The sequence below is a fragment of the Streptomyces sp. NPDC058457 genome (assembly GCF_042720695.1).
GTDB lineage: Bacteria > Actinomycetota > Actinomycetes > Streptomycetales > Streptomycetaceae > Streptomyces.
This window is the reverse complement of sequence record NZ_JBHXLU010000058.1, coordinates 36,696-60,090: the sequence shown is the minus strand read 5'-3', so window position 1 is coordinate 60,090 and position 23,395 is coordinate 36,696. Positions and strand designations below refer to the sequence as shown.

At 70.1% G+C, this 23,395-nt stretch carries 19 protein-coding genes; 5 read left to right on the top strand and 14 right to left on the bottom strand.

The genetic code is table 11. The features are described 5' to 3' along the window. Window positions 1-24 precede the first annotated feature (24 nt). Both ACFWPS_RS35120 and ACFWPS_RS35115 read right to left on the bottom strand, forming a co-directional pair. The gene (locus tag ACFWPS_RS35120) at window positions 25-1,173 is read right to left on the bottom strand and encodes a thiolase family protein (RefSeq protein ID WP_383712781.1); all 1,149 of its coding nucleotides are present in this window, start codon (window positions 1,171-1,173) and stop codon (window positions 25-27) included. A gap of 60 nt (window positions 1,174-1,233) precedes the next feature. Then, window positions 1,234-2,325: a CaiB/BaiF CoA transferase family protein gene (locus ACFWPS_RS35115; RefSeq protein ID WP_383712779.1), complete on the bottom strand. Its 1,092-nt coding sequence runs from the start codon at window positions 2,323-2,325 to the stop codon at window positions 1,234-1,236. A 75-nt stretch (window positions 2,326-2,400) separates the two neighbouring features. On the opposite strand from ACFWPS_RS35115, the gene ACFWPS_RS35110 reads away from it, so the two are divergent. Continuing rightward, window positions 2,401-3,570, top strand: a complete 1,170-nt coding sequence (locus ACFWPS_RS35110) for an acyl-CoA dehydrogenase family protein (RefSeq protein WP_383712829.1) — start codon at window positions 2,401-2,403, stop codon at window positions 3,568-3,570. Window positions 3,571-3,613: 43 nt separating this feature from the next. On the opposite strand, the gene ACFWPS_RS35105 is transcribed toward ACFWPS_RS35110, so the two are convergent. The 5 genes from ACFWPS_RS35105 to ACFWPS_RS35085 form a co-directional block, all read right to left on the bottom strand. Next, window positions 3,614-4,555 carry an SDR family NAD(P)-dependent oxidoreductase gene (locus ACFWPS_RS35105; protein WP_217561213.1) on the bottom strand — a complete coding sequence of 314 codons (942 nt, stop codon included), beginning with the start codon at window positions 4,553-4,555 and terminating at the stop codon, window positions 3,614-3,616. 79 nt (window positions 4,556-4,634) lie between these two features. Next, entirely contained in the window at window positions 4,635-4,829 is a 195-nt protein-coding gene (locus ACFWPS_RS35100) for a ferredoxin (protein ID WP_089103724.1), read from the bottom strand. Window positions 4,830-4,848: 19 nt separating this feature from the next. Beyond that, window positions 4,849-6,036: an NAD(P)/FAD-dependent oxidoreductase gene (locus tag ACFWPS_RS35095; protein ID WP_383712776.1), complete on the bottom strand. Its 1,188-nt coding sequence runs from the start codon at window positions 6,034-6,036 to the stop codon at window positions 4,849-4,851. A 119-nt stretch (window positions 6,037-6,155) separates the two neighbouring features. Continuing rightward, the gene (locus ACFWPS_RS35090) at window positions 6,156-6,896 is read right to left on the bottom strand and encodes an SDR family NAD(P)-dependent oxidoreductase (protein ID WP_383712774.1); all 741 of its coding nucleotides are present in this window, start codon (window positions 6,894-6,896) and stop codon (window positions 6,156-6,158) included. A gap of 113 nt (window positions 6,897-7,009) precedes the next feature. Next, window positions 7,010-7,402, bottom strand: a complete 393-nt coding sequence (locus ACFWPS_RS35085) for a carboxymuconolactone decarboxylase family protein (protein ID WP_383712772.1) — start codon at window positions 7,400-7,402, stop codon at window positions 7,010-7,012. 290 nt (window positions 7,403-7,692) lie between these two features. Between ACFWPS_RS35085 and ACFWPS_RS35080 the strand changes: the two genes are divergently transcribed. Beyond that, complete coding sequence (locus ACFWPS_RS35080; RefSeq protein WP_383712769.1) at window positions 7,693-9,354, top strand: flavin-containing monooxygenase; 1,662 nt, start codon at window positions 7,693-7,695, stop codon at window positions 9,352-9,354. 144 nt (window positions 9,355-9,498) lie between these two features. Here ACFWPS_RS35080 and ACFWPS_RS35075 read toward each other — a convergent pair whose 3' ends face one another. From ACFWPS_RS35075 to ACFWPS_RS35050, 6 genes are all read right to left on the bottom strand, one after another. Beyond that, window positions 9,499-10,527: a hypothetical protein gene (locus ACFWPS_RS35075; protein ID WP_383712767.1), complete on the bottom strand. Its 1,029-nt coding sequence runs from the start codon at window positions 10,525-10,527 to the stop codon at window positions 9,499-9,501. Between the two features lie 147 nt (window positions 10,528-10,674). Then, the gene (locus ACFWPS_RS35070; protein WP_383712764.1) at window positions 10,675-11,373 is read right to left on the bottom strand and encodes a TetR/AcrR family transcriptional regulator; all 699 of its coding nucleotides are present in this window, start codon (window positions 11,371-11,373) and stop codon (window positions 10,675-10,677) included. Window positions 11,374-11,458: 85 nt separating this feature from the next. Continuing rightward, entirely contained in the window at window positions 11,459-13,456 is a 1,998-nt protein-coding gene (locus ACFWPS_RS35065; RefSeq protein ID WP_383712762.1) for a pyruvate dehydrogenase complex E1 component subunit beta, read from the bottom strand. Between the two features lie 79 nt (window positions 13,457-13,535). Beyond that, a complete protein-coding gene (locus tag ACFWPS_RS35060; protein ID WP_383712758.1) occupies window positions 13,536-14,690 on the bottom strand; it encodes an acyl-CoA dehydrogenase family protein in 1,155 nt (384 codons plus the stop codon). A gap of 1 nt (window position 14,691) precedes the next feature. Then, window positions 14,692-15,750, bottom strand: coding sequence for an alcohol dehydrogenase catalytic domain-containing protein (locus ACFWPS_RS35055; protein WP_383712755.1), 1,059 nt, complete (start codon window positions 15,748-15,750; stop codon window positions 14,692-14,694). Further along, a complete protein-coding gene (locus tag ACFWPS_RS35050) occupies window positions 15,747-16,574 on the bottom strand; it encodes an enoyl-CoA hydratase/isomerase family protein (protein WP_383712752.1) in 828 nt (275 codons plus the stop codon). Before ACFWPS_RS35050 ends, ACFWPS_RS35055 begins: the two co-directional genes overlap by 4 nt. Before the next feature lie 166 nt (window positions 16,575-16,740). On the opposite strand from ACFWPS_RS35050, the gene ACFWPS_RS35045 reads away from it, so the two are divergent. The 3 genes from ACFWPS_RS35045 to ACFWPS_RS35035 all read left to right on the top strand — a co-directional run bounded on the left by ACFWPS_RS35045 (window position 16,741) and on the right by ACFWPS_RS35035 (window position 21,121). Further along, window positions 16,741-18,279, top strand: a complete 1,539-nt coding sequence (locus ACFWPS_RS35045; protein ID WP_383712749.1) for a long-chain fatty acid--CoA ligase — start codon at window positions 16,741-16,743, stop codon at window positions 18,277-18,279. Further along, a complete protein-coding gene (locus tag ACFWPS_RS35040; RefSeq protein ID WP_383712746.1) occupies window positions 18,276-19,046 on the top strand; it encodes an SDR family NAD(P)-dependent oxidoreductase in 771 nt (256 codons plus the stop codon). The genes ACFWPS_RS35045 and ACFWPS_RS35040 overlap by 4 nt, the downstream gene beginning before the upstream one ends. Window positions 19,047-19,663: 617 nt before the next feature. Next, on the top strand, window positions 19,664-21,121 hold the full coding sequence (locus ACFWPS_RS35035; RefSeq protein ID WP_383712743.1) for an MFS transporter: 1,458 nt from the start codon (window positions 19,664-19,666) through the stop codon (window positions 21,119-21,121). Between the two features lie 129 nt (window positions 21,122-21,250). On the opposite strand, the gene ACFWPS_RS35030 is transcribed toward ACFWPS_RS35035, so the two are convergent. Beyond that, entirely contained in the window at window positions 21,251-23,221 is a 1,971-nt protein-coding gene (locus tag ACFWPS_RS35030; protein WP_383712741.1) for a SpoIIE family protein phosphatase, read from the bottom strand. Window positions 23,222-23,395: the final 174 nt, after the last annotated feature.

Sequence of the window (23,395 nt, the reverse complement as noted above, 5' to 3'; positions counted from 1 at the left end):
TCCGGTGTCCGCGTTGCGGTCATGTCAGTCGGCCAGTTCGAAGACGGTGGCGTTGGCGGTGCCGCCGCCCTCGCACATGGTCTGGAGGCCGAACCGGATGCCGTGGCGGCGCATGTGGTGCAGCAGCCGGGTGGCGAGGACGGCACCGGACGCACCGAGGGGATGTCCCACCGCGATGGCCCCGCCGAGCGGGTTGACCCGGTCCGGATCGGCCTTCACCTCGCTCTGCCAGGCGAGCGGTACCGGCGCGAAGGCCTCGTTGACCTCGAAGGCACCGATGTCCCCGATCGACAGGCCGGCCCGCTGCAGCACCTTGTGGGTGGCGGGGATGGGCGCCGTCAGCATCATCACCGGGTCGTCCCCGACGACCGCGCCCGCGCGGATCGTCGCCAGCGGGCGCAGTCCGTGCCGGCGGGCCAGCTCGGCGGTCGTGATGAGCAGTGCGGCGGCTCCGTCGGAGATCTGGGAGGCGTTGCCCGCGTGGATGACCCCGTCCTCCTGGAACGACGGCTTGAGCCTCGCCAGGGTCTCGGGTGACGTGCCCCGGCGCAGCCCCTCGTCCTGCTTCAGATCCGGTGCCGCGTCCACGGTGACCAGTTGCTCGTCGAAGACCTCCGCGTCGACGGCGGCGGCGGCCAGCGCGTGCGAACGCGAGGCGTACTCGTCGAGCCGGTGCCGGTCCAGTCCCCACTTGCGGGCGATCAGCTCGGCCCCGGTGCCCTGTTCCAGCCGGTCCGTCCGGTAGCGGTCCAGCACGGTCCGCCCGTAGGGCAGGCCGGTCTGCCGGGCGGCTCCGAGCGGGACGCGCGACATGGACTCGACGCCCCCCGCGATCACCCAGTCGTAGGCTCCCGCGACGACAGCGTGCACCGCCGATTCGACGGCCTGCTGGCTGGAGCCGCAGGCCCGGTTGAAGGTGACGCCCGGAATGCTCTCGGGCCAGCCGGCCGCGAGGGTCGTGAACCGGGCGATGTTGCTGGACTGGTCGCCCAGTTGTGTGACGCACCCCCACATCACGTCGTCGATGTACTCCGGCGGGATCTCGCTGCGCTCGACGAGCGCACGCAGCACCACCGCCGAGAGGTCGACGGGATGCACCTCGCTCAGCGCCCCGTTGCGCTTCCCGATGGGAGTGCGCACCGCGTCCACGATCACTGCCTGACGTGCCGTCATCTCTCCTCGCTCCCACATCGCAGGTTCCGCGTGTAGACCCGGTCGGGCTCGCGGGGCCGGTCAGCGCGCCGGGCCGCCCCCGGGTTCGTCCGCCCGCCACCGTGCGAGCGTGTCCTCCACCGACGACGCCGACGGCGCACGCGCGAACCGCCGGCCGCCCAGCGTCGGCCGCCATCCCGTCCGGCCGCCCGGCGCGGGCACCAGCGCGTTTCTGGCGCGAAGGTGCGGATGCCCGGCGGCCTCCGCAAGATTCAGCACGGGGCTCAGACAGGCGTCCGTCTTCTCGGCCGCCGCCGCCCATTCGTCCCGGGTGCGCCGACGCACGGCCCGCTCGATCTCCCGCCGCAGTTCGGGCCAGTTGGCCGGGTCCTCACGGATCCCGGTCCACACGGGGTCGAGGCCCAGCAGCTCCACGAGTGCCGCGAAGAACGGCGCCTCCAGGGCACCGATCGCGACGTGCCCGCCGTCGGCGCACGGGTAGGCGTCGTAGTAAGGCGCCCCGGTGTCCAGCCTGTTGGTGCCGGCGACATCCGACCACGTGCCCCTGGACCGGTACTCGTGCAGCATGGTCGTGAGGTAGGTCGTTCCGTCCACGATGGCCACGTCGAGCACCTGCCCCGCCCCGGTGCGGCCGCGTTCGCGGAGCGCGGCCAGGACGGACATCACCAGATACATGCCGCCCGCGCCGAAGTCCCCCAGCAGGTTGGCGGTCGGGACGGGTACCTCGCCGCACCGGGCGGCATGGTGCAACGCACCAGTGATCGCTATGTAGTTGATGTCGTGCCCCGCGGTCGGCGCCAGCGGGCCGTGCTGTCCCCAGCCGGTCATGCGGGCGTAGACCAGCCGCGGGTTGGCCTTTCGTACGTCCTCCGGCCCCAGCCCGAGCCGTTCCATGACGCCTGGGCGAAAGCCCTCGATCAGGACGTCGCACCGCTCGGCGAGCCGCAGCGCCTGCCGGCGGCCCTCGGCCGACTTGACGTCGAGTTCGATGACGGGCCGGTTCTCCGCCAGCGCGGGCCTGGCGGTGCGCGGCCTGGTGACGGCCAGTACGTCGGCCCCCAGATCGGCGAGCAGCATGCCCGCGAACGGTCCGGGCCCCAGGCCCAGGAACTCCAGGACCCGCAGATCGCCCAGGGGTGGAACCGCTGACATCGGTCCTCCTATGATGACTCCCGCGCCATAGGGTATATCAGTTAACGATTTTAGATAATGACCTGGGAGCGGACGATGCCGTACAGCTTCTACGAGGACGACCACACCGCGTTCCGCCGGACCGTGCGCAGCCTGGTGGAGCGCTCGGTGACGCCGCATCTGGAGGAGTGGGAGGAGGCACGTCTCATCGACCGCTCCGTCTGGAAGGCGGCGGCCGCCGCGGGTGTGCTGGGACTGCGCATACCCGAGCGGTTCGGCGGGGCGGGCGCCGACGACTACCGTTTCCGGTGCGTGATCCAGGAGGAGCTGGCCGAGGTCGGGGCGGCCGCCCTGGCATCCGGCTTCTCGATCAACGAGGACATCGTCGCCTCGTACCTGGTCAGGTTCGGGACCGACGAGCAGCGGGAGCGGTGGCTGCCCGGCATGGCGGCGGGCGAGGTGGTCGCCTCGATCGCCATGACCGAGCCGGGCGGCGGCAGCGATCTGCGCGGGATACGCACCACCGCCCGACGCGAGGGGGCGGAATGGGTCCTCAACGGCGCCAAGACGTTCATCACCAGCGGTTCCAGTTCCGACCTGGTGATCGTGGCCGCCCGGACCGGGGAGGCGGCCGGCCGCTCCCGGCTCTCCCTGTTCCTCGTTCCGTCCACCGCACCGGGATTCCAACGGGGGCGCAAGCTCAAGAAGTTGGGCCTGCACGCCCAGGACACCGCCGAGCTGTACTTCGACGACCTGCGGCTGCCCCCCGAGGCCCTGCTGGGCGAGGAGGGGGCAGGCTTCGGCCAGCTCACCGCCCAACTTCCCCTGGAGCGGCTCTCGATCGCCTGGCGTGCGGTGGTGGCGGCAGAGGCGGCCGTGCGCTGGACGGTGGCGTACACGCGGGAGCGCCGGGTGTTCGGGCGGCGGCTCGTCGACCTCCAGAACACCCGGTTCCGGCTGGCCGAACTGACCACGGAGGTCGAGGTGACCCGCGGCTATCTGGAGCGCTGCATCCTCGACCTCAACGAGGGGACACTCGACGCCGTGACCGGGGCCAAGGCCAAGTGGTGGGCCACGGAACTCCAGAACCGGGTGGTCGCCGCCTGCCTCCAACTGCACGGTGGTTACGGCTACATGGACGAGTACCGGATCTCACGGGCGTACGCCGACGCACGGGTGCAGACACTCGTCGGCGGCACGACCGAGATCATGAAGGAGATCATCGGCCGTGACCTGGCCGGACCGAAGCCCAGCGGGGACGCCTGAGCCGGATGCCCCGGCTCGCGTCCGCCGCCGGTCGGGCGGGCGTCTACGAGGACGCGCCGCCCGGCTTCTCGCTGAACTGGTGCCCGAGGAAGGCGCCGGTCCACGCCATCAGGTCCCCGGGCACGTAGTAGTCCTTCTCGTCGTTGATCACGTCCCAGTTCTTCACGACGTCCTCGATCGTGGCCGGACCGTCCTCGTGCACATAGCCGGGCGTGGACCCGATGAAGAAGCGCGCGAAGCGGCTGGCCCCCGCCGCGTAGATCTCGCCGTTGACCGGGCAGGCCTCGTGGGCGAGATAGGCGACGATCGGCGACACCGCCTCCGAGGGCATGCCCGCCTGCTGGGCGGCGGCCTCGGCCGCGGCCTCGTCCTCGATGCCGCCCATGCGGGTCAGCGCGGCCGGCGCGACCACGTTCACCTTGATGCCGTGCGGTTCGCCGGCCAGCCGCGCGCTGCGGGCCAGACCGACCACGCCGCCCTTGGCCGCCGCGTACGACAGGTTGTTGTCGAGGCCGAAGAGACCGGCCGACGTCGTCAGAACGACGCGGCCGTACCCCTGCTCGACGAAGTGCGGCCAGGCGGCCTTCATGGTGTTGAACGAACCGAGCAGGTGAACGGCGAGATGACGTTCGAGGTTGTCGAGGTCGACCTCGGGCAGACCGGCCCACCTGATGATGCCGGCGTTGTTGATGACGATGTCGATACGGCCGAAGGCGTCCAGCGCGGAGTCGATGATCGCCTTGCCGCCCGCCTCGGTGGAGACGTCGTTGGTGTCGGCGACGGCCTGGCCGCCGGCCGCGACGATCGAGTCGGCCGCTTTCTGCGCCGGACCGGCGTCGGTCCCCTCGCCCTCCATCGATCCGCCGAGGTCGTTGACGACGACCTTCGCTCCCCGTTCGGCGAGCAGACGGGCATGGGCTCGCCCGATGCCCCGCCCCGCACCGGTGACGACGGCCACGCGACCTTCGAAGCTGAACTCACTCATGGGTGACTCCTGTCGTACTGCGCTGTCCCGCCATGCCTGTCTTCCGGGTCTCCCGGGGCTTCCGGGCCGCCACGGCCGGCTACTCCGCTATGCGGATGGCGAGTGCGGGGCACACCGCAGCCGCGTTACGGACGTCGTCCGCCAGCTCCGCCGACGGGTTCTCGTTCAGCAGGACGACGATGCCGTCCTCCTCACGCTGGTCGAAGACGTCCGGGGAAGCGTTCACGCACTGTCCGGCGGCGACGCACTTCTCCTCGTCGATGAGGACCTTCATGAAACCTCTCCCATTCGTGTCAGGGGGTGGAGACGGGGGTGTGCAGGGCGTCGACGACCTCCTGGCGGCGCAGGCGCGTCTGCTTGGGCATGTTCCAGCCCAGCACGCCGGTCACCGCGCCCTCGCTGGAGTACCGGAGGACGAACCGGCGGGCAGCGACATCGCCTTCGACGACCTCCACGTCGGCGCCCGCGGGCAGCAGCCCGTGGACCTGGAGTTTCGCCTCGAACTGGTCGGTCCAGAAGTAGGGCACGGGCGCATACGGCCGGTCCTCGCCGAGCACGACGCCGGCGACGGCCGCGGCCTGTTCCGTGGCGTTCGTACGGTTTTCCAGACGCATCAGGCGGCCATAGCCCTCATGGCGGAACCGGGCCACGTCACCGACCGCGTAGATCCCGTCCGCCGCACGGCAGCGGGAGTCGCACACGACGCCGTTGTCCAGGGTCAGGCCGCTGTCCGCCAGCCAGTCGGTCGCCGGCGACGCCCCGATGGCGACGACGACCACGTCCGCCGTAAGGGTCTCCCCGGTGCTCAGTTCCACCCCGGTGACCCGCCCGTCCCGGCCGCTCAGCCCCGCGACCCCGGCCCCCAACCGCAGTCGTACGCCGTGCTCCTGATGGAGTTCCGCCAGCAGACCGGCCACCATCGGGCCCACTTGCAGGGCCATCGGCGCGGACAGCGGACCGGTGAGGGTGACCTCCAGCCCCAGCGTGCGCGCGGTGGCCGCGATCTCCGATCCGAGCACGCCCTCGCCGACCACGACCAGCCGCGCGCCGGGGCGCAGCTCTGCCTTCAGGGCGAGTGCGTCGTCAAGACCGCGCAGCACGTACACGCCCGCCAGGCCCTGCTGGCCGGGCAGGGTACGAGGCCGGACGCCGGTGGCGAGGACGACCGCGTCCGCGGACAGCTCCCGTCCGGACGCGGTGCGCACGGTCCGGGCCGCCGGGTCCAGCGCGACCGCCTCGTCGCCGAGGACGAAGTCGGCGGCGAGACCGGAAAGGACCTCCTCCGTGCGCAGCGTCGCCCGCTGCGGTTCCCACGCACCGGAGAGGACCTGCTTGGACAGGGGCGGCCTGTCGTACGGCGCGTGCGGCTCGTCGCCGATCACGGCGATCTCGCCGGTGTACCCCTTGCGTCGCAGCGACTCCACCGTGGTGAGCCCGGACGCCGACGCGCCCACCACCAGGATCCGTCCGGGGGCGGTCATGCGCTCACCCCGGCGACCTGGACGCCGTACTCGATCCTCATAGCTGACTCCGATGTTGCTTCATACGTTCCCTCAAAATAGACCAGACGGTCTAAATAATAAAGCGGCAGAGTGGGATGTCACGCGAGATAGCGTCCGCCGTTGGTGCTGAGGGTCTGCCCCGTGACGTATCCGGCTTCTTCGGAGGCCAGATAGGCGACCGCGTAGGCGACGTCCTCGGGCCGGCCGGCCCGCTTCATCGGCATCGTCTGCGCGACCGCGTCCACGTCGATCGGTCCTTGGCGTACCAGGGGGGTGTCGATGAAGCCCGGGGGCACGTGGTTGACGGTGATGCCCTTGTCCGCGAACTCGATGGCCAGCGCCCGGGTGAGGCCGATGACCCCGCCCTTGGAGGCCGCGTAGTGCGCCATGGCCGGGGCACCGGTCTGTGCGGACGAGGACGAGATGTTGACGACGCGGCCCCAGCCCGCCTCCAGCATGTCGGGCACCAGTTCCTTGGTGACCAGGAACGGCCCCTTGAGATTGATCCCGATCATGCGGTCCCAGGCGTCCTCGGTGATGCCGGTGAACGGCTGGTAGGCCGTGATCCCCGCGTTGTTGACGAGGATCGTGACGGGCCCCAGCTCCGCCCGGGTCCGGCCCGCCGCCGCGGCCACGGCGGCGGCCTCGGCCGCATCCCCTCCTACGGCGATCGCCGTTCCGCCCGCCTCCTGGATCGCGGTGACGGTCTTCTCGGCCCCGCCGAGATCCAGATCCCACACCGCGACCTTCGCACCCTGCGCCGCCAGCACCGTCGCGACCGCCTGGCCGATACCCCGGGCGCCGCCGGTGACGACGGCGACCTTTCCCTGCAATGACATACCCCTGCTCCTCGCTCGTGTGACACCGCGCGGCAGGCCTCCGACAGACCCCGCCGCCCGGCCGACTGTGCGCCCCGTACATTCGTCCGGCGCCCCATGGAGCACCGCCCCCGTCAGTCGGGGAGGGCCTCCCGTGCGGCGTTCCGGGCCGCCGTCGCGGCCGGGAAACCCGCGTAACCACTGGCGTGGTAGATGACCTCGGCGATCTCGTCCCGGGTCAGACCGTTGGTGACGCCGATCCGGAAGTGGGTCCGCAGTTCGGTCTCCGCGCCGAGCGCGATGAGGATTCCCAGGGTGACCAGGCTGCGGTCACGCGGACCGAGCCCCTCACGGGCCCACAGGGATCCCCATACGCTGGTCAGGCCGATCTCGACCAGTTCCTCCCCGAGGCGCCCGTCCCGCAGGTCGATGTCCCCGTCGGGGAACACCCCGGGCAGCGCGTCTCGCATGGCCTTGAGCCCGGCACCGCGCAGATCGGTCGGCTCTTCGGCATTCTTGGCCGTCATGGGCGACTCCTGTTGGCACGACACTGTGTCCTCCCCGCGCCCTGAAAGTTAGTCCAATCGGTCGGTATAATCAACGACCAGGACAGGAATCGCCTGTCGCCAGGCCGCGAAGGAGTTCGCGGCGGACATTCAGAGGGTCGACCACCGCCCCGCAGGCATCTCCCCACGGCACGGCCATTGATCGAGCCAGGGCCCTGCTCTACTCTCACCTCAATCTTCGATCGATCGGTCGAAATAACAAACTCGGGCTCACGCGGGCGGAGCAGCCCCCTGTGCACTGTGGAGGGCAGATGAGCAAGACGACGAAGACAACGGCCGCGGCACCCGGAGGTCAGGCCGATCCGGCCGACCTGCTGGACGTCGTGGTCATCGGCGCGGGTGTCACCGGCATCTACCAGCTGTACCGGGCTCGCGAGGCGGGCCTCTCGGCGAAGCTGCTGGAGGCCGGCAGCGGTGTCGGCGGTGTGTGGTACTGGAACCGGTATCCCGAGGCACGCTTCGACTCCGAGAGCTACACCTACGGCTACCTCTTCTCCAAGGAACTGTGGGAGGAGTGGGAGTGGTCGGAGCAGTACGCCGGACAGCCGGAGATCGAGCGGTACTTCAACCACGTGGTCGACCGGTTCGGCCTGCGGCGCGACATCGCCGTCAACGCCAAGGTGACCTCGGCCGTCTTCGACGAGCCGTCCGGCACCTGGACGGTGACGGCGGAGAACGGCACCACGCTCCGGGCGCGATTCCTCGTCGCGGCCACCGGAAACCTCTCGGTCCCCTTCATCCCCGGCATCGCGGGCCGGGAGGACTTCAGGGGCGAGCAGCACCACACCAGCCGCTGGCCCAAGAAGCCGATCGACTTCACCGGCAAGCGGGTGGCGCTCGTCGGGACCGGCTCCAGCGGCGTCCAGATCGTGCCGGCCATCGCCGACGAGGTGGCCTCCCTGACCGTCTTCCAGATGAAGGCGGACTGGGTCACACCGCTCAACAACAGGCCGATCACGGCCGAGGAGCAGGCCGGGCTCAAGGCGGACTACGAGCGGATCCGGGACACCCTCAGCACCTCTCCCAGCGGGTTCCTGCACGCCATGAACCCGGTCATGGGCGCGGACGTCAGCCCCGCGGAGCGCCAGGAGTTCTACGAGAAGGTCTGGAACAGCCCCGGTTTCACGAAGCTGACCGAGCACTACCGCGACATGACGTTCAATCCCACGGTGAACGCCGAGTGGTGCGACTTCATGGCCGGGAAGATCCGCGGCATCGTGAAGGACCCCGCGACGGCGGAGAAGCTGATCCCCACCGACGGCGGCTACGGCGCCCGGCGCCCTCCGTTCGGCACCGGCTACTTCGAGGCGTACAACAAGCCGACCGTCTCGCTCGTCTCCCTTCCCGAGGAGCCCATCGTCCGGTTCACCGCGACGGGCATCGAGACCTCGACGGGCCTGCGTGAGTTCGACATCGTCATCTGGGGCACGGGCTACGACTTCGGTACCGGCGCGCTCAACCGCCTGGGGGTGCGTGGCAGGCAGGGTCTGGCGCTGGAGGAGCACTGGGCGAACGGCCCGCGCACCTACCTGGGGATCGCCGCGGCCGGGTTCCCCAACTTCTTCTTCCCCGGCGGCCCGCACGGCGCACTCGGCAACAACCCGCGCTACGCCGGCGACCAGGTGGACTTCGCGCACGAGGCCCTGCTGCACGCGTACCAGCAAGGCTACGGCGTGATCGAGGTCAAGGCCGCCGCGGAGCAGGAGTGGACCGATCTCATGAACAACAGCGACAACATGTCGATCTTCCAGAAGGCCAGCTACTTCTACGGGGCCAACATCCCCGGCAAGGCGGTCAGCCAGCTGCTGAACCCCACCGGGCGGTGGAAGCTCCAGGAGCTGATCCAGGAGGTCCGGGAGAACGACTTCAACACCTTCGACCTGTCGAAGGCGGGCATCTCGGCCGACGCGTGACACCTGCTCGCCGCCACGACCACGCCGGTGCCCCGGGAAACGGATCCCGGGGCACCGGCGTGCGAGTGCGTACGGCCATGCGGGTCCGTCGGCCGGATCCCGCCGCTCACGCCACGATGCGCGCGGCAACGCGAAGGCCCCGCATCAGGCCGCCCGCCCGGCTTCGGAGAAGATGAACGCCCCGTACGCGTCACCCATGGTCTCGCCGGCCGGCCCTCCCAGCGGCGATCCCGGCAACGGGTGCGGCCGCCACGGGAACGGCGCCCCGGCCATCAGGTCCGTCCACTCCTCCTCGGCCGCGAGCCCCACCTCGACGACATCACACCCGTGATCGCGGGCCCGCACGAGGGCACCGGTGATGAAGTCCACCTGATCGCCGGGGTGACGAGGGTTGTCGGGGACGCAGTGCGGGCCGCCGGGGAAGAAGAAGTTCGGGAAACCCGCGGTCATGACACCGAGATAGCTCCGCGGGCCGTCCGCCCAGTAGCCCGCCAGTCTGAGGCCGTCCCGGCCACGCACCCCGAGCCGCTTCAGTGTGCCGCCGCTGAACGCGTCGTCCCCGGCCACGATGAGGCCCCCCGCGCAGACACCGCTGTCGCTGAACGCGGACGAGCGGTTCTCCGGTACATGCGAGGCAGTTGACTCCTGGCGGGCGACCCGGACGCCACGCCCGGTGTCCCGGCCCTTCCGGTGTCCGGCCCCGGCCTGCCGGCGGCCGCCCGTGCAGAGACGGCCGGGTGCCGGGAGGGCCCCGGTGGCGGCGACCAGGAAGCGTGCCCGGTACTCGACGGCGTCACCGGTCAGCACCGACCAGGTCCCGGTCGGATCGTCGTACACGGCCGAACCCACCGTGGCCCCCAACCGGATGTGCGGGCGCAGGTCCTGCCGGTCGACCAGATGGTTGAGATAGCCCTCGATGACCGGCTGTCCGGCGCCCTCCCCGGGCCGCTGCCACGCGGCTCCCAGCTCTGCCGAGAAGAGGTGTCCGCGGACACTGCTCTCCGCCTCGAAGCGCGCCTCGAAGGAGTTGTTCCAGTACCAGATCCCGCCGACGCCGAGGCCCGCCTCGAGCAGCACCGCGGAAAAGCCCTCGGCTCTGGCACGGTAGAGCTGGTAAAGGCCTGTAGTACCGGCACCCACGATCAACACGTCGGCCTCGGTTCGCCAGTCCACTCAACATCCCTCCTCGTGCTGAGCGGTCGCCCACCGCCAAGCAGGACACCAGAGGTTAGACCGATCGGTCGGTGAATTAAATCCCCGTCACACTATCGGCGCGCGCAGAGGTAGGCAACGCCCGGAACACGGGTGACGGGCCCCGTGTCACGCCTTGCCGGAGGAACGCGGAATCGGCACGGGAGCGGCGGTCTCCCGCTTGGCGAGGAAGTCGCTCACATCGTCCTCGATGTCGTCGAACCGGCGGCCTGGACCGGCGAATCCCGCAAAGAGCGTCGCGCAGTACTCCCGGGACAGGCGCCGGGCGTCCCACTCACCACCCGGCTTGACCCACTGGTAGGTGTGGTTGTGCATGTTCAGGAACTGCAGGGTGGCCAGCCTGGGATCGACCGTGCGGAACGATCCGTCCTCCATCGCGGCGACGAGCAGCCGCTCGACGACACCCTCGAATTCGCGGCGCTGGCTCAGCAGGCGGGTGCGGTTCTCCCCGCGCAGGTTCCGGTAGTCGTGTTCGTAGACCCGGACATGGTCCAGCCGGGCCAGGATGTTCTCCAGCAGCGTCTGGGACAACAGCCGGAGCCGCAGCACCGGATTCTCGTCCAGGGCGGCGATCCGGTGCACACCGGCGAGCATGGGACGCATCACCCGGTCCTGGATCTCGACGAGCAGATGCTCCTTCGAGCCGATGTAGTAGTAGAGCGCGCCCCTGGCCAGCCCCGCGACATCGCCCACCTCCGCGATACCGGTGGCGGCGTACCCCTTCTCGGCGAACAGCGCGGCCGCCTTGTCGATGATCTCCTGACGCTTGGTCTCGTAGCCTGGTCCGTGCCCTGGTGGTCTTGCCATGATTCAGCATTCTAGGGACTGCGAACAGAAAACCGAGGGGCGGGTCGGACGAGAAAGAGCTTTGGATCACTCGGTCCATTGCGGTTCAGACCGCGGCGATCCGGCGCAGGGTCTCGGCGATCGTGTCCTGTGAGGGCAGCCACGCACGCTCCAGGGAGGGCGCGTACGGGGCGGGCACCGGGGGCGGCGCCACACGGGTGACCGGTGCGTCCAGATGCCAGAAGCCCTCGTCGACGGCGAGCGCGGCCAGTTCGGCGCCGACCCCGAAGTCCCGCACCGCCTCGTGGGCGATCACCAGACGGTTCGTCTTGGCCAGGGAGGTGAGAACGGTCTGCCGGTCGAGCGGCGCCACCGTGCGCAGGTCGACGACCTCGACGCTGACGCCCTCGCCGCCGAGCACCTCGGCGGCGGCGAGACAGTCCTGAACCATCCGGGACCAGGAGACGAGCGTGATGTCGGTGCCCTCGCGCACCACCTTCGCCCGGCCGAGCGGGATCAGGTGATCGGCTGGAGGCCGTGGTCCCTTGAAGCCGTACTGCAACCGGTTCTCGACGAAGACGACCGGATTGGGGTCCTGGATCGCGGCCCTCAACAGCCCGTAGGTGTCGGCGGGGTTGGAAGGCATCACCACGGTCAGTCCGGGGATGTGCGCGAGCAGCGCCTCCAGGCTCTGCGAGTGCTGGCTGCCCGAGGAGCGGCCGGCGCCGAACTGGGTGCGGACGACGAGCGGCATGGAAGCACGGCCGCCGGTCATGAAACGCAGCTTCGCCGCCTGGTTGAGCAGCATGTCGAGGCAGACACCGATGAAGTCCATGTACATGATCTCCACGACCGGCTTCATCCCGGCCATGGCGGCACCCACCGCGGTACCCAGGATCGCGCTCTCGCTGATCGGGGTGTCGCGCACCCTGCCGGGGAACGCCTGCGCCAGACCCCGGGTCAGCCCGAAGACGTTGCCGCCGGCTCCGACGTCGATCCCCGCCACGAACACCGCTGGATCCGCGGCGAGTTCGTGCTCCAGGGCGAGCCGTACGGCGTCCATCGAACGGAAGATCTCTGCCTCGCCCGGCAGAGGGGCAGGCTCGGGTACGACGGCACGCGGAGCGGAGACGAAGTCGTGGAGGGTCTCCGGGCCGGGCTCGGGCAGGCTCCTCGCCCATTCCACCGCCGCGTCGATCTCCTTGTCGATCTCCTCGTCCACCGCGTCGGCCTGGGACGCGTCCACCCCGGCCGCCGCCAGGTGCCGGCGGGCCACGAGCAGGGGGTCGCGCTCCTTGGCCTCGGCGACCTCCTCCGGGCTGCGGTAGCGCTGCGGGTCACCCTCGTAGTGGCCGTGCCAGCGGTAGGTCTCCGCCTCCAGCAGGACCGGGCCGCCGCCGTGCCTGATCCGCTCGACCACGTCGGTCATGATCCCGGCCACCGCCAGGACGTCGTTGCCGTCGACGTGGGCGTAGCCGATCCCGTATCCGGCGGCGCGGGCCGAGAGCGGCGCCCGGTGCTGCTCGGCGGCGGGCGAGAACTCCGAGTAGTGGTTGTTCTCGCACAGGAAGACGACCGGCAGGTCCCAGACGGCGGCGAGGTTGACCGCCTCGTGGAACATGCCCTGCGCGACCGCGCCGTCCCCGAAGAACGCCACCACCACGTCCCCCGCGTCGCGCAGCTTGGCAGCGGTCGCCACTCCGGTGGCGATGGGCAGGCCCGCACCGACGATGCCGTTGGCGCCGTAGATGCCGAGACCCGGGTCGGCGATGTGCATGGAGCCGCCGCGGCCGTGGCAGGTGCCGGCCTCCTTGCCCATCAGCTCGGCCATCATCGACGCCGTGTCCAGCCCCTTGGCCAGCACATGGCCGTGGCCCCGGTGGGTGGAGGTGATGCCGTCGCTGTCGCGAAGAGGCCAGCAGGCACCGACCGCGCCGGCCTCCTGTCCGATCGACAGATGCAGGAAGCCCGGGATCTCGGTGGCCTTGTACAGGTCCGACGCCCGCTGTTCGAACCGGCGGATGCGGCTCATCCGCCGGTACATCTCAAGGAGTTGTTCCGCGTGGGTGGATTTCACTCCGGTCATCTGCGGTGCCAGGGTCATGGTGCGTCCTCACTACTCCTGCGTCCCCTTGTGGAGCTGGTGTCCGGCCCCGCGCCGCGGGGCCGGAGCCACCCGGATCTCATGCCCGCTCGACCAGTGCCCTGGCGATGACGTTGCGCTGGATCTCGTTGGTGCCCTCGCCGATCTCGAGGATCTTGGCGTCCGCGTAGAAGCGGGAGATCTCCGACTCCCGCATGTAGCCGTAGCCGCCGTGGATCTGTACCGCCTGGGAGGCCGCGCGGTTGGCGACCTCGGAGGCGTACAGCTTCGCCATCGCCGCCTCCGTGGCATGCGGCCGCCCCTGATCGGCGAGCCAGGCGGCGCGGTAGACCATGCAGCGGGCGGCCTCGAACTCCGTGCCCAGATCCGCGATCTTGTGGGCCACCGCCTGGAACGCGGCCAGCGGACGGCCGAACTGCTCGCGCTCCTTGGCGTGCTGGACCGCGAGCGCCAGCGCCGCCTTCGCCAGTGACATGCCCAGCGCCGCCACACTGATACGGCCCTTGTCCAGGACGGACAGGAACTGGCGCAGTCCCCCGCCTTCCTCGCCGATGAGATGGTCCTCGGGGATGAAGCAGTCGGTGAAGACGAGTTCCCGGGTGTCCATGGCGTGCCAGCCGAGCTTCTTCAGCTTGCGGCCGACGGTGTAGCCGGGCGTGTCCGTCGGCACGTAGAAGGTCGCGAACCGTTTGCGTCCCCCGTCGTCGCGTCCGGTCACCGCGAGCAGGGTCACGCCCTGGCTGATGTCCGTACCGGCGTTGGTGATGAACATCTTGGTGCCGTTGATCACCCAGCCGCCGTCCGCGCGGCGGGCGGTGGTGGCGATGCCGGCCGCGTCGGAGCCGGCCCCGGGCTCGGTCAGGCCGAACGCCCCGATGGCCTCGCCGCGGGCCAGCGGAGCCAGCCAGCGGTGCTTCTGCTCCTGAGTGCCGTAGGCGAGCAGCGGCAGCGTGGCGATCGTGGAGTGCGCGTTCCAGGAGGAGGCGACGGACTGGTCTGCGGCACCCAGTTCCTCCATCACCGCCACATAGGAGACCAGGTCCGAGCCGGCGCCGTCGTACTCCTCGGGCACCAGCATGCCCATCAGCCCGAGTTCGCCCAGTTTGGTGAAGATGTGGGTCGGGAACTCCTCGTTCTCGGACCACTCGGCGGCGTGCGGGGTGATCTCACGGGCCGCGAACTCGCGGACCATCTCCTGCAGCGCGCGTGTCTCTTCCGGCAGGTCGAAATCCATGTCACAGCCCCTTGGGAGTCAGCAGAACCTTGAGATGCCGGGCCCGGTCCGCAGTCAGGTCGCCGAAGACCCCGATGCCCTGTGCCAGCGGGAACCGACCGGTGAGCAGGGGTGAGGCGTCCAGGCGCCCGGTGCTCATCAGGTCGATGACGCGGGGGATGTCGAAGTTGTAGCCGAGGGTTCCCAGCACGGCCCGCTCGTAGAAGACCAACTGGCCCATGTCGATCTCGACGTTGCCGTGCCCGACCCCCGCGAGGACGACCCGGCCGCCGCGCCGGACGGTGGCGACCGCCTGCCCCGCGAGCGCCGCCACACCCGTGGCGTCGATCACCGCGTCCGGGCCGATACGGCCGGTGCGCAGGAACACCTCGCGGCGTACGTCCGTCTCGCCCGGGTCGAACGCCTCCGTGACACCGATCTCCAGGAGCCTTTCCCTGCGCTCGTTCAGCGGCTCGCTCACATACAGTCCGGCCGCTCCCGCGAGACGCGCGGCGAGCACGACCGCGAAGCCGATCGGACCGCCGCCGACCACCAGCACGTTGTCCCCCGGTCGTACTCCGGCCCGGGTCACCGCGTGCAGTCCGACCGCCAGGGGTTCGGCGAGCGCGGCCATCTCGTCGGTGACGTTGTCGGGCAGCCGCACCAGCCCGGCGAGGGGCACGGTGACGCGTTCGGCGAACGCGCCGGCGGAGGCGAGTCCCACGGAGCCGCTCCTGGGACAGATGTGGTACTCGCCGCGCAGGCACCAGTAGCACACACCGCATCGCCAGACGGGATCGGCGGTCACCCGGTCGCCGACCTCGATGCCGGGCACCTCGGAGCCCAGCGCGAGGACGGTTCCGCTGAACTCGTGCCCCAGGGCCAGGGGCGGCTCCGCTCCGGTGAGGGGGTGCGGACCCGTGCGGATCATGTGCGGGCCTTCGAGGAACTCATGCAGATCGGTGCCGCACACACCGCACCAGGAGACCTCCACGACCGCTTCGTGCGGTCCGGGTTGCGGTGGGTCGGGTACCTCGTCCAGCCGCAGGTCCCGTGCACCGTGCCAGCGCAGTGCCTTCACGCCCTACGTCCCTCCGTGTCGTCGTGGTCCGTCTCGCCGCGGTCCGGCCCGGGGCCTGCGAACGTCGCCTTTCCCGGGCCGTGTTCGAGGAAGGAGCGGAGTCCGGTGGCCGCGTCGGCGGTACCGAAGACCCCCGTGAACAGGGACCGCTCCAGGGCGAGTCCGGTGGACACACCGGCGTCGGCGCCGTGGTCCACCGCCTCCTTGATCGCTTCCAGAGCCGCGGCGGGACCCTCGGCGAGCCGCTTCGCGTAGCCGAGGGCGGCGGCGAGCACCTCGTCGGCCGGGACCACCTCGTCCACCAGGCCGATCCGCAGCGCCTCCTCGGCACCCACCCGGCGGCCGGTCATCAGCAGGTTCTTCGCCCGTGCCGGGCCGAGCAGACGCGCCAGTCGCTGGGTGCCGCCGGAGCCCGGCATGATGCCGAGCTGCACCTCCGGCTGACCGAGCAGGGCGTCCCGGGCCGCCACGCGGTAGTCGGCGCACAGCGCCAGTTCGAGGCCGCCGCCGAGCGCGTAGCCGGTGATCCCCGCGACGACCGGCATCGGCAGCCGGGCCACCTCGTCGAAGGTCCGTTGCAGGGCCCGGTTCCAGCTCCGTATCTCCTCGGGTCCCATCGCCGCCAGCGCCTGGATGTCGGCACCGGCCGCGAACAGCCGCTCACCGCCGTAGAGCACCACGGCCCGGACGTCGCGGGAGTCGGCCAGCTCGCGCACCGCGGCCGCCAGCTCACGCCGCTGCTCCGAGTCGAACGCGTTCATCGGTGGGTTTGTCAGCCGGAGGAGCACGACCGGTCCGTCGGCCTCCCATCGAATGCGTGGCACAGAGACCCTCCTCCTCGGCGGGAAATCGCTCCGCACGGCGGTTGTCGGTGGCTGCGGAGCGCCGTAAAGTGCGGCTACGGTTTTATAGACCAATGAGTACACGAAAACTTTGTAGTGGGCAACCGACCGGTCGGGACAATGCCGGTCGCCGAACGAGAGAGTCGCCGTGCACAATTTCGCGAGCATCCTCGACTACCACTTGGCCCAGCGGCCCGACGCCGTGACCGTCGTACAGGACGAACGGCACCTGACCGTGCGCGAGCTGCACGAACGGGTCAACCAGCTGGCCGCGGGCCTGTCCGAACTCGGCGTGGGCCGGGGCGACATCGTGGGGCTGCTGCTGTACAACCGGCCGGAGTTCCTTGAGCTGGTGTACGCCGTCAACCGGATCGGGGCGGTTTTCCTGCCGCTGAACTACCGGCTGTCCGAAGACGAATGGCAGTACATCCTCGACCACGCCCGTGCCAAGGTGATCGTGACCGAGCCGGAGTTCGTCCCGGCCGTGGTACGGATCGCCCCGGGGCTCGGTCACCTGGAGCACCGCATCCAGCTCGACGCCGATCCCACCGCACCCCCGTGGACGGGTTACGAGGAGCTGCTGGCCCGCCACAAGGGCGCCCGGGTGGAACCGGTGGACGTGGTCCCGGGCGATCTGCAACGTCTGATGTACACCTCCGGCACCACCTCACGGCCCAAAGGCGTGTGCATCACCTTCGGGAACGTGCAGGCCAAGAACCTCGCCCACATCGTGCACTTCGGGCTGACCGCGGCGGACACCACACTGGTCTGCGGCCCGCTCTACCACGTCGGAGGGCTGGACATGCCCGCCCTCGGAGTGCTGTACGCGGGCGGCTCGGTCGTCCTGCAACGCAGGTTCGACCCGGAGGGAGTGCTGCGCGCGATCCAGGATCACAAGGTCACCAACGTCTGGCTGGCGCCGGCCATGGTCAACGCCGTCCTGGAGGTCCCGGACCGCGAGACGTACGACACCGCGTCCGTGCGTTTCGTCCTGGGCGGTGGCGAGAAGACCCCCGAGCCGGTGTTGCGCCGGATCATGACCGCGTTCCCCAACGCCTGGTTCGCCGACGCCTACGGCCTGACCGAGACCGTCTCCGGTGACACCTTCCTCGACCGTGAGCACTCCCTGACGAAGCTCGGATCCGTCGGCCGCCCCGTGCCGCACACCCGGATCCGCATCGTCGGCGACTCCGGCGAGGAAGCCCCCACGGGCGAGCTCGGCGAGATCACCCTGCGCGGCCCGAAGGTCTTCGCCGGCTACTGGCGCGACGAGCGGGCCACCGCCGCCGCCCTGAAGGACGGCTGGTTCCACACGGGGGACATCGGGCACGTCGACGAGGACGGCTTCCTCTATATAGACGACAGGAAGAAGGACATGATCGTCTCCGGCGGGGAGAACATCGCCACGCCCGAGGTCGAGCGGGTGCTGTACGAGCACCCCGCCGTCCTGGAAGCCGCCGTGGTCGGCCTGACGCACCCCCGCTGGGGTGAAGTCCCCCGCGCCTTCGTCGTCTTCCGGCCCGGTGCCGCGGCCGGATCGGAGGAACTGGGCGAGTTCTGCCGGGCACGCCTGGCCAAGTTCAAGGTGCCCACCCGCTTCGACGTCGTCGACGCGCTCCCCCGTACCCCCTCCGGCAAAGTCCTCAAGCGGACCCTGCGCGACATCCCCGTGGAGGAGCAGGCATGACCGACGTGAACACCCGACTGCGCCTGGACGGCAAGACCGTATGGGTCACCGGTGCCGGGAAGGGCCTCGGTCGCGCCATGGCGGTGGCTCTCCACCAGGCGGGGGCCACCCTGGCCGTGACGGCACGTACGGCCGCCGATCTGGAGCAGCTCTCCGGCGAACTGTCGGCCCACGGCGGCAAGGTGCTGGCCGTGCCCGCCTCCGTCTCCGACTCGGCCGCCGTACGGACGGCGGTCGGCCGCGTCATCGAGTGGGCCGGCCGCCTCGACGCCGTGGTCAACTGCGCGGGCATCAGTCCGCACTTCACCCGCAGCGAGTACGTCACCGACGAGGACTGGCAGCAGGTCCTCGACGTGAACCTGGCGGGCACCTTCTACTGCTGCCGCGAGGCCGGGAAGGTGATGCTGGACCAGGGCTCCGGGTCGATCGTCAACGTCTCCTCGGTGCACGCCGGCACCGGTTTCGAGCGGATCGCCGCGTACGCCGCGAGCAAGGGCGGCGTCGAGGCGCTCACCAAGGCGCTCGCCGTCGAGTGGGCCGAACACGGGGTGCGTGTCAACACCCTCGCGCCCGGCTACTTCCGCACCGATCTCAGCTCCGGCCTGCTCGACAGCCGCTGGGGCGAACGGATCGTCCGCGGAACTCCCCTGGGCCGGGTCGGCGAAGCCGACGAGCTGGGCGGCGCCGCGGTCTTCCTCGCCTCGGACGCGTCCCGCTTCATGACCGGCTCCACGGTCACGGTCGACGGGGGCTGGACGGCCTGGTAGCGGGCGCGGTTCCGCAACCGACCCGCGCCTCCACCGCCCCAGCGGCTTTTCCTGACCAAACCATTGATTGTACCGACCGTTGGGTCTATTTTACGGGCAGCCACATCGCTGGTCAGGAGAGACCCGTATGTTCAATGAGGATCATGCGAGCAGCGGTGTCGCCGGTCGTCCTCCCCCACGGGGCGCCGGCCGCACACACTCGAGCCCGCACCCGGGCCGCCCACCCCGGACTCGCCGCAACACTCGCTCCGAGCGATCCCCCACCCAGGGCTGTACAACGCAACGCGGACACTGAACGGCCCGGCACACCGCGCCCCAGATCCCGCACCACAGCCCTTCCTCGCCGCCGTTCCGATACCACGGCATCGACCGACGCGGTCGGTCAGGGCGGCGACAAGAGCCGACGAGCCTGCGTCGGCCCCGACCGGCCGGTTCCCTCCGCCAGTCCGGCCTGACACGGCAAACCGAACGCCCTAGCCGAGCCGCTCCCGTCTTTCCAGGCCGCGGTCACTCGGAACGGCACCATCCACAGGGGTCGATCCTGCTCCCGGCGTCCCTCCGGCCGCCCGGAACAAAGCCGCTCCCTGGACCTCCGCTCACCCACGGAAGGCCCTTCCATGTCCCAGACACAGATCACACCACCCGAGACGTCGGAGAGATCCCGCTCGAACCCGCACAACGTGCTCATCGTCGTCGCCCTTTTGTGGGCCGTGCAGCTGGTGTCCCTCGTGGCCGCGCTGTCGGGCGTCACCCAGGCCGCGGTCGCGATCCACTTCCAGACCACCCAGATCGCCTGGTTCACCCTGATGACCCTGCTGAGCGGGACCTTCTTCCTCCCCTTCGTGGTCAAGGGAGCGGCGCTGTTCGGCAAGAAGCGTGCGCTGGTCGTCGCCACCGCGCTGGGCCTCGTCGGAGACCTGGTCGCCGCCGTCGCCACCGACTACCGCACGCTGCTGATCGGGCGCGGCATCGCGGGCGTCTACGTGGCGGCCACTCCGATCTGCTACGCCATCACCCGTGACGTCTTCCCGCGCCGCTGGGTCGGGCTGGCCAACGGGATCATGGCCGGCGGTGTGGGTCTCGTCGCCTTCGGGGGCCCCTTCCTGTCGGGCTGGCTGCTCGACAACCACGGTTTCCGCGGCGTTCTCTGGTTCATGGCGATCAGCACGGCCGTGAGCCTGCTCCTGGTGACGTTCCTCGTCCCGGAGAGCCCCGTCCGCGAGCGCGGCGGCCGGATGGACTGGGCCGGCGGAATCCTCCTCGGCGGCGGCGTCACCCTCATCGTCTACGCCGTGGGCGAGGGGGCGGACTGGGGCTGGGGCAGCGGCAGGTTCATCGGATTCGTCGTGGGTGCGGTGGTCGCGCTGATCGCCTTCCTGCTCGTCGAACGCCGGGTCGCCGAGCCGCTGTTCCCGCTGGCCATGACGCGGCGCCGCACCGTGTGGACGGCGCTGCTCGCCACCTCCGTGGCGGCCGGTTCGCTCAGCGCCGTCGGTGTGGTGATCCAGCTGCTGGTGCTGATGCCGAAGATCCCCCACGTCTCCGACGGCCTGGGCTGGTCCGGAACGCACAACGCCATCGTCACCAGCCCCATCAGCGTCATGATCATCGTGGGTGCCGTGGGGACGGGCATGCTCGCCCGCCGCTCGGACAGCCGGATCCTGCTGGCCATCGGGGCAGCGCTGGCCGTCCTCGGCTACGGCATCGGCACGCAGTACCACCACACCGCCGCCCAGATCATCTCCTGGGGCGTGGTCGCGGGACTCGGCACCGGCATCGTCGTCGCCGTCGTACCGATCATGGTCATCGAAGTGGTCAGCCCGGAGGAGCAGGCTCTGGCCAACGGCGCGCAGAACCTCGCTCAGGGGGTGGCGCAGATCATCGTCTCCCAGGTGGCCTACGTGGTGATGGCACAGCACGGAATGGTCCTGAAGGGCACTCAGTTCTACCTCGACAAGGGTTTCACCAACGGGATGTGGCTGGTCGTCGGCTGCTGTGCCCTCGGTGGACTGTGCGTCGCCCTGGTCCCGAAGGCCGAGCGTCTCCAGGACGCGGAAGTCGGCCAGGCCGCCTGAGCAGGCCCCGCACCGCTACGCGCGGCGCGGGGCCCCGAACCGGTGTCGGCGCGGGTACGCCATGAGCGTCGTCCGCGTCTGCTGTCGGTCGTCGCCGGAATGCTGATGGATCAGCGCGGCCCGACGCGGTCACGTGCGCCGGATGACGAGCACGGCCACGTCGTCGAGGTGGTCCACCGCGACCGCCGAGTCGAGGATGCGGTCGGCGGTGTCCTCGGTGTTCAGTCCGTCGTGGAGGGCCGCGCCGGCCAGTGTTCCGGCTCGGTCCAGTCCGTCCTCCAATGTGAGACCCGGTCCTTCGACCACTCCGTCGGTGACCATGACCAGGGCGCTGTCCTTGTCCAGGGTGAAGGTCTCCTCGCGGTAGTCGGTGCCGGGCACGACTCCGAGGACCGGCCCGCCCGGCAGCTCGCGGATACTGTGGCTGCCGTCCTTGCGCGCACACAGCAACGGCACGTGGCCGGCGCTGGCGCCGGTGACGCGTCCGTCGCGCGGGTCGATGTGCAGCATGGTGCAGCTGGCGAACCGTGCCGCGTTCATCGTGACGAGCAACTCGTTGGTACGCGTCAGAACGGTTGCGGGATCCGGTTCGTGGTCGGCGATCGCGCGCATGGAAGCACGTACCTGTCCCATGGCCGCGGCGGCGTCCACGTCGTGTCCCTGGGCGTCGCCGATCTCCAGGGCGACCGTGCCGTCGGGCATCACGAAAACGTCGTACCAGTCTCCGCCGATGTCCAGCCCGTCCCGGCTCGGCCGGTAGCGGGCGGCGACCTCCAGGCCCGCGAGGTGCTCGGGCAGCGCGGGGAGCAGGGTCTTCTGCAACGCCGTGGCCAGCTCGACTCGCGCCTGCTGCAACCTGATGCGCCTCAGTGCCTGGCCCGCCAGGTCGGCCAGCGTACCCATCAGGGTCCGCTCGTCCAAGGACGGCCGGTATCCGCTGCCGTAGGTCACCAGCCACGCCCCGAGCGGTTGATTGCCTGCCTCGCTGAGGGGGGTGATCAAGGTGACGTAGTCGGAGCCGAGTAGGTGGAGCCGCGGAAACACGGCCCCGTGTGGCCAGCGATGGAGGTAGTCCTTCTGGTCGAGGATGAGCTGCGGCTTGCCGGTGCGGATCGACTCGGGCAGGGCACTCGGATGGTCCAGGGACATGCCGTGCAGGACGTCGACCTCCCACATGGCTATCCCGGCATCGGTGGAGACGCGCAGGCGGCCTTCGTCGACGAGCGCGAGCAGGGCGCCACTGGCACCGAAGGTCGCGGCGAGCCGGGTCAGGGCGACCTGCTGCAGCTCCTGCTCCGTGGCTGCGGTGATCAAGGCGGAGGAGAAGTCGGCGATGTCCTTGGCCCGCTGTCGCTCGGCAGCCAGTGCGGCCTGCGCCTCCTCCTTGCGCTTCTCCTGCCTGGTGTCGTCGCGGAGCATTCCGAAGATCCGCTCGGGGCCGCCGAATCCCAACTGGATCCGACGGGTCTTCGCGGCCAGTTGGTGCCAGTCCTCGTGCTGGGGAAGGTATCGCAACCTCACCCAGGAGGACTGCTGGGTGGAGGCCGAGCGCAGGAGCTGCCGCAAGGCCTCCCGGTCGTCAGGGTGGACTGCCGAGATCACGGTGGAAAGCGACATGGTGGGATCCGGAAAGAGCGCCACCAGGGCGGGTGCGCCCCCGAGCCACTCCAGCCGGTGGTCATCGGGTGAATACATCCACAGGCCGAGGCGGGCGGCCGAGGTGGCCAGCCGGAACGGGATCACCAGGCTGGCCAGGTCGTTTCGCGCATCCAGTGCGTGCACCCACACCAGCTGCCCGTCACCGGTGGGATCCTTGACCGACTGCGCCTCGATCAAGCAGGCGACGGGTGCTCCGCCTCGCCCGGGGAAGTCCAGCACCCGCATCGCGACCGTCTTCGTCTTGGCGGCGGCCATCATGAGACTCTCGGCCGAGATCCGCTGGCTTGCCGGCCACAGATCACCGAAGGCGCGTCCCAGGCACTGCTCCGCAGACCTGCCCAGCGCTGTGGCCATCGCAGAGTTGAGGCTGCGGATCGCACCGTCCAGCGTCACGAGAGCCGCCGGTTCAGCCCGTCGAAGGAGTTCGTCCGAGGCGTCCATCTGTGACTCCCTGGCACATGACAGAACAGTCTCTTCAGTCATTTTCGCGCATCATGCCGCGATGTCTCGATGAAGGACATGTCTGACCGCCGCGTTGGCTGACGGCGGCAGGGAACTCGCAACGGTGGACGGCCGGCCGTGAACAGGTCTCGACCGGGTCATTCTGCTCCTGGT

Coding starts and splice junctions, on each gene's coding strand:
- ACFWPS_RS35120 (WP_383712781.1), bottom strand. CDS start 1,173: ATGACGGCACGTCAGGCAGTGATCGTGGACGCGGTGCGCACTCCCATC.
- ACFWPS_RS35115 (WP_383712779.1), bottom strand. CDS start 2,325: ATGTCAGCGGTTCCACCCCTGGGCGATCTGCGGGTCCTGGAGTTCCTG.
- ACFWPS_RS35110 (WP_383712829.1), top strand. CDS start 2,401: ATGCCGTACAGCTTCTACGAGGACGACCACACCGCGTTCCGCCGGACC.
- ACFWPS_RS35105 (WP_217561213.1), bottom strand. CDS start 4,555: ATGAGTGAGTTCAGCTTCGAAGGTCGCGTGGCCGTCGTCACCGGTGCG.
- ACFWPS_RS35100 (WP_089103724.1), bottom strand. CDS start 4,829: ATGAAGGTCCTCATCGACGAGGAGAAGTGCGTCGCCGCCGGACAGTGC.
- ACFWPS_RS35095 (WP_383712776.1), bottom strand. CDS start 6,036: ATGACCGCCCCCGGACGGATCCTGGTGGTGGGCGCGTCGGCGTCCGGG.
- ACFWPS_RS35090 (WP_383712774.1), bottom strand. CDS start 6,896: ATGTCATTGCAGGGAAAGGTCGCCGTCGTCACCGGCGGCGCCCGGGGT.
- ACFWPS_RS35085 (WP_383712772.1), bottom strand. CDS start 7,402: ATGACGGCCAAGAATGCCGAAGAGCCGACCGATCTGCGCGGTGCCGGG.
- ACFWPS_RS35080 (WP_383712769.1), top strand. CDS start 7,693: ATGAGCAAGACGACGAAGACAACGGCCGCGGCACCCGGAGGTCAGGCC.
- ACFWPS_RS35070 (WP_383712764.1), bottom strand. CDS start 11,373: ATGGCAAGACCACCAGGGCACGGACCAGGCTACGAGACCAAGCGTCAG.
- ACFWPS_RS35065 (WP_383712762.1), bottom strand. CDS start 13,456: ATGACCCTGGCACCGCAGATGACCGGAGTGAAATCCACCCACGCGGAA.
- ACFWPS_RS35060 (WP_383712758.1), bottom strand. CDS start 14,690: ATGGATTTCGACCTGCCGGAAGAGACACGCGCGCTGCAGGAGATGGTC.
- ACFWPS_RS35040 (WP_383712746.1), top strand. CDS start 18,276: ATGACCGACGTGAACACCCGACTGCGCCTGGACGGCAAGACCGTATGG.
- ACFWPS_RS35035 (WP_383712743.1), top strand. CDS start 19,664: ATGTCCCAGACACAGATCACACCACCCGAGACGTCGGAGAGATCCCGC.
- ACFWPS_RS35030 (WP_383712741.1), bottom strand. CDS start 23,221: ATGGACGCCTCGGACGAACTCCTTCGACGGGCTGAACCGGCGGCTCTC.